We start from the raw sequence: 9,580 nt of genomic DNA, 5'->3' as shown, positions 1-9,580 counted from the left end.
TATACTTTATTGTTTTTTAATTCAACAGTATCACCAGGTAATGCTACAATTCTTTTGATGTAGTCACGACCAGATTTATCCGGAGCGTGAAGTTCTATAATGTTACCTCGCTTTAATTTGTTCTTAAAAATCCCCATCCTGTTGACGAAAATTCTGTCCCCGTTTTCAATTGTAGGATTCATACTATTTCCTTCAACATGAGTTGTGCTAATAACAAAATTTCTAAGCAGTAATGCCAACACAATGGCAATTCCTATTACAAATAACCACTCAAAAAAAGATTTTGCCTTTTCTGTCATATTTACAATTCCCTTTCTAATATTTACTAATCTGATTATAATACTAATCAGTAAATGTGTAAAGGTCGATAATTTGTTGTCGTATTATAAATTATTTGTAAAATTTATGAATTAAAAACTTCTCTGTCTAATTCCCCTTCGCTTGCCGCAACTATAACTGCTGAAGAACCTGCTGCTGTAACATTTGTAGCAGTTCTGCCCATATCTGCAAGCATTGAAATAGGACTCATCAATACAACCATTTCAACAGGAAGTCCCATTGCTGCGAACACTGCAGTAGTTGTGATTGTTGCAGTTCCAGGAACTCCGACTGTACCCAAAGACACTGCCAACGCTACTAATATTAGCATTACATATTGTCCAAATGAATAGTGAATTCCCATAACATTAATTGTCAAAATCGCAGATAATACAGGCCAAAATCCTGCACAACCAGGCATACCAACAGTTGCACCAGTCGAAGCGACAAAAGTTGCTATTTTTTCAGAAACGCCTAATTTATTTGTTAAATTTTCAGTATTTGCTGGGATACATCCCACAGATGATTGTGTAGAGAATGCTATCAATTGAACTGGCCAGAATTTTTTAAAGAATTTGATTGGATTTACCTTTGCAAATAGCGCCAAAAGAGCTCCAGTTGTGATATATGAATGGAAAATTGATGCAACATAAGTCAATATCAACACAACAATCAATGGCATCATGCTAGCCATATCTGTTCTACTAACAGCGTTCGCCATCAAAGCCAATACAGCGTAAGGAGTGAAGTCTATAATCATTCCTGTAAATCTAAAAATAACTGCTGCAGCTGAATCTATAAAATTCAAAAATGGTTTTGCTTTTTCTCCTTCTCCTCTTTCTTCTAATTGCAATATAGCTAATCCCAAAAGAACAGAAAATACAATTATAGGAACTACTTTTGCTTCTGCTGCATTTCCTAAAACATTATCTGGGAAGAAATTTACAAAAGTTTCTGCAAAAGTTGGAACTTCCTTAGCTTTTGCATCTGCTGCCAAAGTTAATGAACTTCCTTGTCCAATTTTAAATGCTACCCCTAAAATCAAACCTATAAGTGAACCTAAAACATTGTGTAAACTTAAAATACCAATTGTTTTTGTTCCGATTTTCTTCATTTTTTCTATACTTTCCAAAGAAACTACAGTACTTACAATTGATGTGAATAATAATGGAATTACTATTGCAAATAATAGATTAGCATAGATAGATCCAAATACTTTTACATATTCTGTGTTTCCTTTGAAAATAAATCCTACTATAATACCTAAAATTGCAGCTACAATTGTTCTTGTACCGAAGTTCATTTTCTTCTTAGCCATGAACATCAATAAAGCAAACAATACTAAAGTAACTGCTAATGCTACAAATTTCATGTAAACACCCCTTTTTTTTATATAGTTATATATTATAGTATATTGAGCACAATTTTCAAATTTAATTTTAAATTTTGCAAATTTTATTTACTTAATTCTGCACATTATTCAGTAATTTTGATTTTTCTTACTATTTTTTTGCGAAAAAATTTTTATATGAGAAAGTACATATCCCTAATACTACTAATGAAAATCGTTTGATATTTTGTGAAAATAATGCTTATTTTATCTACCACTGTTATATATATGAATTATTTAATTTTTGAAATATTTTCAATAAAAAATCAGAGGCTATTAACCTCTGACTTAAAATCTATTCATACATTTTTAATAAAACATCTTCAGCTTTTATTGGAAGAGTATCAAAAGTGCAACCAAGTGCGTTTAATATCGCTCCATTAATAGCCGGTGCAGGTGTGTTCGAAACTATTTCTCCAATTGATTTCGCTCCGAATGGACCTGTCGGTTCATAACTTTCACAAAAATCAACGTGAATATTTCCGATATCTTTTCTTGAAGGTAAATTATACGAAATAAATGAATGTTCTTTTAATCTTCCTTCATCATCCCACAATGAATCTTCATACAAAGCATATCCTATCGATTGACCAATTCCGCCTTCGACTTGAACCGTCGCTAATTTTGTATTCATAACAGTTCCGCAATCGACAACCGCTGCGTAATCTTCTACTTTGATTTCTCCTGTTAATTTGTCGATACTTATTTTTGCAAATCCTGCCATATATGGTGGTGGTGATGTTTTTGAATCGAAGTTTCCAACGCCAATTAATTGCATACCATTTGGACCAGTGGACAAATCTCTAGCCAAATCTTTGATTGCAATTAATTTCTTATTTTGCAAATAAACTTCTTGATTTCTAATTTCTAACCATTCCACAGAAGTTTCAAATCTCATGGCAACACGTTTTTTGATTTTGTTTAATAAATTTTCACACGCACGTACAACTGCACTTCCTGTTATGTACACACCACTTGATGCGTAACTTCCTGGATCAAATGGAGTTATATCAGTGTCTGCAATTATTGGAATAATATTGTCCATTCCACATTGCAACACTTCATTTGCCAAATTCACCATGATTGAATCAGTTCCTTGTCCAACATCTGTAGGACTCATCAACAATGTATAATCACCTTGTTCATTTAATCTAACTTCAACTGTTGAAGTGTCGACGTTTTGAATTCCACTTCCTTGTTGTGCAATAGCCATTCCAACAGAAATTATTTTATCTTTTTCTTCTTTGAAAGGATAATATTTATCCCATTCAATCATTTTTCTTCCTTTTTCAATGCATTCATTTAATTTGCAACTTTTGACATCTATTCCGTAAGCCAGAGTTTTTTCTCCTTCACGAACTGTGTTTTTAAGTCTTAGCTCAACTGGATCCATGTTTAATTCTTTGGCTAATTTATTTACCATAGATTCTAATGCAAATGTTCCTTGAACTGCCCCGTAACCACGAAAAGCTCCACCAGGAAGTTTGTTAGTGTATACAACTTGTCCGAAAAATCTAGCGGCCCTCATTCTGCTGTACAATGGAAGTGTTTTGTTACCAACCAAATTCAAAGTTGTAAACGCGTGATATCCGTAAGCTCCTTGATCAGATAACGCATAAATGTCACAAGCTTCAATTGTCCCATCATTTTTGGCACCAATTTTAACTTTAACTTTCATTTGGTGGCGTGAGTTTGAAGCTTCAAAAGTTTCTTCTCTGTCAAATACAAGAATTGAAGGCTTTCCTGTTTTTAAAGTTACAAATCCAGGATAAATTTCTGTTACACTTGTTTGTTTACCACCGAATCCTCCACCTACTCTTGGTTTTATAATTCTGATTCTTGAATCGCTAATTCCCAACGCAACAGATAATTGTCTCTTGATGTGGAATGGAACTTGTGTAGATGAAATGCAACACAATCTATTAAATTGATCCATGTAGCAATACGATCTGTAAGTTTCCATCATGCAATGTGCTTGTGATTTCGTTGTAAAAGTATCCTCTAATACAACATCACATTCACTCATTACCTTGTCGACATCTTCGCCCCAAGATTCTTTCTTTTCACCAACTATATTCCTTTTCGTATCGTAACCAAAAACTTTCGTTGGCCCATTAAAGAACACATCTTCTTCGTGAACCACAATTTCGTTATCGATAGCTTTTGTGTAATCAAGTAATGGAGTTTTCACATCGTATTTGATTTTAATTCTCTTCATAGCTTGATTACAAACTTTTTCGTTAACTCCAACCACAATTGCTACAGGCTCTCTCATGTATCTAATATTTTTTGACAAAATCGACATATCGTATGGACTTGGTTCTGGATAAGATTGTCCTGCCAATGTAAATTTATTGTCGAAAACATCTTCATAAGTGTACACTGCAACAATTCCGTCCATCGCTTCTGCTTTTGATTTGTCTATTTCTAAAATTTCACACCTTGCATACGGACTTCTCATCAACTTTATAATAAGTGCGTTAGGATCTTTCAAATCCTCTGTATAGACAGGTTTACCAGTAACTAATGAATTTGAATCTATTTTCTTGAAATCTTTATTTATCTTCATCATCAATCTCCAAATATTTCTTAATAGCTCTCATTTGAGATGCATAACCTGTACATCTGCATAAATTACCCATCAAATAATCTTCGATTTCTTCATCTGTAGGGTTTTTTATAGTTTTCTTCAAACTCAAAACATTCATAATGAACCCTGGTGAACAAAAACCACATTGTTCGCCACCTTCTTCAGTCAAAAGTTCTCCGAATTTTCTTTGGCTATCAGAAATTCCTTCCAAAGTTATAATCTTTTTGCCTTCACACCTTAATGCCAAAACAGAACAAGAAAGTACCGGAACATCTTCCAACCACACAGTGCATAGACCACAATTTGATGTAGTACAACCACACTTCACCGATTTATAACCTAAATCGCGAAGCACATTGTACAAAGTAGTATCGCAATCAACACTAGCTATATGATTTTTATTGTTAACATTTAATTCTATAATCATTGCAATTCACCTAACGCTTTTTCCAATAATCCAACAAATAAAAGTTTTCTGTATTTTTTCTTCGCTTTGTTATTTGACCCTATATACTCATCTATTAATTCCAATGTCTTTTCTCTATCGAATCCATTAGCATTAATCTCATCAGAAACACCTCTCATTACCATCGCTTTTTGAGGTCTCGCTCCAAATACTACCTTGTATTTATCATCGATTTTAGAAACACTTACAATGGCAATCGGAAAATCCTTGCAGCAAAGTCTTTGAACGATTTGTACGCAATGAATATCTTTATTTGGAATTATTACTTCTACCAAAATATCCTTTTTGATATCTGAATTCAGAAATTCTTCAACACTCATTACACCATTATTGTAAAGTCTAACTTTTGCATCTAATAATAACAATACCGGCAAAAAATCAGAAAATGCATATCGTGAAAACACACTTGCTCCAACTTGCGCAGTGTTTCTTAGTTGAGTTGACACAATTCTTTTCAAAGATTTAGGAATAATTCCGTCACAAAATTCTTTAAAGAAATCATTGTATTCCAAATCTCTGTATGTAGTAGTTGCTCCGATCTTTATTTCATCGTCTTCAACTTTTATGTAATTTAAATCTAATTTTGACAAATCAATCCCAACATTGTATGAACGACTGCCAGCTTTAAGAAAATGACATCCACCCAAAATTTTATTCATTTTTGATTTCATCAATAATTCATAAGCTTCATCCAATGTTTCTGGACTTTTGAAATCTCTTAATGTAAACATAACCACTCCTTGATTTTAATCAGTCTATATTATATCACAAAAATAGTCGGCTATCTTTAGACAACCGACTAGCGCATGTTATTTATTTTTTTATGAAATAATTTAAGTCTTAATTATTTTTAGCTTGTTCTTTTTTAGCAATTGATGGTAATATTAGTCCCAATCCCAACAATACGACTGGAGTCAAAATGTTAAGCATCAATTTGAAATTCCATTGACTTGTAAATGGTTCCCCTTCTTTTGGAATCATACCTAATATACATGCAAATGCTGTAAATACAAAACACCAACCAGCGATAAATTTACCGAATGATTTTGATTTTGTGAATTTATATTCTACGCCTTGTTTTTCATGTAAGTAGTGTTTTAATGCAAAATATGCTGCAAATACCCACATATAACGCATTGGCATTACTATTGAGTTTAAATCCAACAACCAGTTGTACAATTCATTTGAGTTTCCAATTCCCAATGCTGGAATAATAATCAAAATACTAACCAAAATTGTAGTTAGTTTATATCCACCAACTGGAACTTTTTTGTCGTTGATTTTTCTCAAGAAGTTTGGAACGTATTTTGCATCAGCTTCACTCAATAAAAGTTTAAGCGGCGCGTCGATACTCATAACCAAAGCTGCTGCTTGTCCAGCGAAGTTTGTCAATGCATATATGATAACAAGTGATGAACCTATCCCATAATATTGTCCCAATTTTTCAAATGCATAGTAAGCACCATTCATTTTTAAGTCGTTTGCAACATTTGTTGTGTCAAACATCATTCCCATTGCAACTGAACCCAAAATCGCAGATACAGTTACCATCAAAGCCATAATTAACATAGCTTTTGGGAAATTTTTACCTGCATCTTGTGTATCATTTACATATGGTGAGATTTTTTCACAACCACCTACGGCAAACACTAACATGGATATCGTCGTTAAATAATGCAAGTTAAAATTAGGCAGATAAGTTTTTATGCTCGTCATGTTTGGAGATGCGACTTCTACTCCTCTTAATGCAGGAGCTGCCAACATTAATAAAATAAATAAAATACCCATCACAAAACTTGCAGTACCGGCAATTGAACCTAAAACTTTTATAGATTTAATACCATTTGCAGCTAAAAGTACAAATAATAAAAATATTATTAGCACTAATGCTTGTAGTACAATTGGATTTAAAGATTTTACCATTTTAGGATTTCTAAAAATCGCCCATGAACCTGCAACCATTAAATTTTGTGGTTTTTGTGCTAAATATGGGATATGTACTACCCAATAAGTCCAGCCGGACAAATAAGCTAGTAATGGTCCCATTGTTTGTTTTATCCAATAGCTAAGTCCTGATTGTCCTTCTTTGAAAGTTGATCCAAGTTCTCCAACCATCAATGAATAAGGAATAAAATACAAAGCCATTATGAATATCCAACTTGTAATAACTGTCAAACCTTGGTTAGCGTAGTTATTAACAACATTTCCAAAACCCCATACAACTGTGAATCCCATCCAAATCAGATTGGTCACTGTAAGTGATTTTTTCTTTTGATCGTCTATTAAAACATCGTTTTTCATATTTCCCTCCTAATTAGATTATAGCAAAATTTATTTTTGTTGGGAACATTTTTCAATAAAAAATAGCTTCCAGATTTACTAGAAGCTACTTGATATTTTATTTTGAATAATTTTCTATTATTTTCAAAACCAAATCCGATGCTTTTTTCATTTGGTCGATAGATAATAATTCGTGCTTTCCGTGGAAAGCATATCCACCAGTGAAAATGTTCGGGCATGGAAGTCCTTTGTATGATAATTGTGCTCCATCAGTACCACCTCTGATTGGTTGAACTAATGGTTTTATTCCCAAATCTTCCATTGATTTGTAAGCCAAATCCACAATTTCCATTACAGGTTCTATTTTTTCTTTCATGTTGTAATAGCTATCTTTCATGTCTAATTCGATAGCGTTGTTGTATTTCACATTCAAGAATTCTACTAATTTTTCCAAATAAGATTTCTTTTCTTCGAATTTTTTCTTGTCGTGATCTCTGATTATGAATTTCATAACAGTATTTTCAACAGACCCTTCGAATGATGTCAACAAATAAAATCCTTCGTAATGTTCAGTATGTTCTGGTCTTTGAGCTACTGGAAGTTCATTGAATAATTCCATACCGATTAATTGTGAATTAATCATAGTATTTTTTGCGCTACCAGGGTGAACATTTTTACCGTGAATAGTTATTGTCGCACCAGCAGCGTTGAAGTTTTCGTATTCCAATTCTCCAATTGGACCACCATCCAAAGTATATGCAAAATCAGCGCCGAATTTTTCTACATCGAACAAATCAGCTCCTCTGCCTATTTCTTCATCAGGAGTAAATCCAATTTTAATTGTTGGATGCTTAATATCTTTGTTTTCGCATAATTTATTCACAGCATCCATTATAATCGCGATACCAGATTTATCGTCAGCACCCAAAAGTGTAGTTCCGTCTGTATGGATTAAAGTTTGACCTACCAAATCTTTTAAAAATGGAAAATCTTCCACAGTTGTAGTGACAGTATCGGATAATTTGATGTCTCCACCCTTGTATTCCAAAATTTGTGGTTTTACATTTTCCCCTGACATATCAGGGGCAGTATCCATATGAGAAATGAATCCTATAGATTTCGATTCTCTATCCAAGTTGGATTCTAATGATGCATACACATATCCATTTTCATCCATGTGCGCATTGTCGATTCCCATTTCTTTTAGTTGCTTAACCAAAAGATTACCCAAATCTTTTTGTCTAGCTGTTGATGGACATGTTTCGCTTGATTCATCACTTGTAGTGTAAATCTTAGCGTATTCAATAAATCTATCAACTATATCTATCATAATTTTCTCCTATTTAATAACTTTCTTTTCTTCCCAAGATTTTTTAACTGCGTTTGCAACATTTCTTGCAACATCCTTGTTAAATGCTTCTGGTAAAATTCTTTCTTCTGTTGGTTGTTCAACCATGTGAGCAATAGCATAAGCTGCTGATAATTTCATATCGTCAGTAATTCTGTCAGCTTTTGCGTCCAATGCACCTCTGAATACTCCAGGAAATACCAATACATTGTTAACTTGGTTAGGATAATCACTTCTACCTGTTCCAACAACTCTTGCACCAGCTTCTTTTGCTTCGTCAGGATAGATTTCTGGAACTGGATTAGCCATTGCTAAAACAATAGCATCTTTGTTCATTGAAGATACCATTTCTTTTGTTAAGATTCCAGGAGCAGAAACTCCGATGAAAATATCTGCATTTTCCATAGCAGTTTTCAAATCGCCTTTAACTTTATTAGGGTTAGTTGTTCTAGCGATTTCTCTTCTAGCTTCGTCAAGTTTTTCATCATCAGGATCGATAATTCCACGGCTATTTAAGATTAAATTATTCTTAGCACCAGCTAATGTTAACAAGTTAGAAATTGCAATACCTGCAGCACCTGCACCGCTGATTACGATTTTGACATCAGAAATATCTTTCTTAACGATTCTCAACGCATTGATAACTGCTGATAATACGATAACAGCAGTACCGTGTTGGTCGTCGTGGAATACTGGAATATCTAATTCTTCAATTAATCTTTTTTCGATTTCAAAACATCTTGGAGCTGCAATATCTTCGAGATTAATTCCACCGAATGAAGGAGAAATTGCTTTCACAGTTCTAATAATTTCTTCAGTGTCTTGTGTATTCAAGCAAATTGGGAACGCATCAACATTACCAAATTCTTTGAATAAAACTGATTTACCTTCCATAACAGGCATACCAGCAATTCCACCGATATTTCCCAAACCTAAAACTGCAGAACCATCAGTTACAACTGCAACCATATTTCCTTTATTTGTATATTTATATGCTAATGAATTGTCTTCGTGAATTTTCTTGCAAGGTTCAGCAACACCTGGAGTGTAAGCCAACGCCAAATCCATAGCGTCATTAACTTTTACTTTAGATACTACTTCTAATTTTCCTTGATTTTTTTCGTGAAGTTCAAGAGCTTTTTGTTTGATTTCTTCGATATTCATTTTTCACCTCATAAATTTTCATAT

Annotated in this window: 8 protein-coding genes; all 8 read right to left on the bottom strand. The window is 33.4% G+C overall.

Going from position 1 to position 9,580, the window contains the following annotated elements; translation table 11 throughout:
• Positions 1-299 (bottom strand): signal peptidase I (lepB, locus tag KHW44_RS00245; protein WP_304064493.1); only part of this gene is annotated, 299 nt, incomplete at its 3' end.
• A gap of 104 nt (positions 300-403) precedes the next feature.
• Complete coding sequence (locus tag KHW44_RS00240) at positions 404-1,690, bottom strand: dicarboxylate/amino acid:cation symporter (RefSeq protein WP_304064490.1); 1,287 nt, start codon at positions 1,688-1,690, stop codon at positions 404-406.
• Positions 1,691-2,003: 313 nt separating this feature from the next.
• Positions 2,004-4,277, bottom strand: coding sequence for a xanthine dehydrogenase family protein molybdopterin-binding subunit (locus tag KHW44_RS00235; protein WP_304064487.1), 2,274 nt, complete (start codon positions 4,275-4,277; stop codon positions 2,004-2,006).
• On the bottom strand, positions 4,264-4,725 hold the full coding sequence (locus KHW44_RS00230) for a (2Fe-2S)-binding protein (RefSeq protein ID WP_304064483.1): 462 nt from the start codon (positions 4,723-4,725) through the stop codon (positions 4,264-4,266). Before KHW44_RS00230 ends, KHW44_RS00235 begins: the two co-directional genes overlap by 14 nt.
• A complete protein-coding gene (locus tag KHW44_RS00225) occupies positions 4,722-5,495 on the bottom strand; it encodes an FAD binding domain-containing protein (RefSeq protein WP_304064480.1) in 774 nt (257 codons plus the stop codon). Before KHW44_RS00225 ends, KHW44_RS00230 begins: the two co-directional genes overlap by 4 nt.
• A gap of 109 nt (positions 5,496-5,604) precedes the next feature.
• Positions 5,605-7,065, bottom strand: a complete 1,461-nt coding sequence (locus tag KHW44_RS00220) for an APC family permease (RefSeq protein WP_304064477.1) — start codon at positions 7,063-7,065, stop codon at positions 5,605-5,607.
• Between the two features lie 97 nt (positions 7,066-7,162).
• Positions 7,163-8,374 carry a peptidase T gene (gene pepT, locus KHW44_RS00215; RefSeq protein ID WP_094208417.1) on the bottom strand — a complete coding sequence of 404 codons (1,212 nt, stop codon included), beginning with the start codon at positions 8,372-8,374 and terminating at the stop codon, positions 7,163-7,165.
• A gap of 9 nt (positions 8,375-8,383) precedes the next feature.
• A complete protein-coding gene (locus tag KHW44_RS00210) occupies positions 8,384-9,556 on the bottom strand; it encodes an NADP-dependent malic enzyme (protein WP_094208416.1) in 1,173 nt (390 codons plus the stop codon).
• Positions 9,557-9,580 lie beyond the last annotated feature (24 nt).

It is taken from the genome of Finegoldia magna (assembly GCF_018371055.1).
In the GTDB taxonomy this organism is placed as follows: Bacteria; Bacillota; Clostridia; order Tissierellales; family Peptoniphilaceae; genus Finegoldia; species Finegoldia magna_I.
This window is presented reverse-complemented; position numbering and strand designations above follow the sequence as displayed.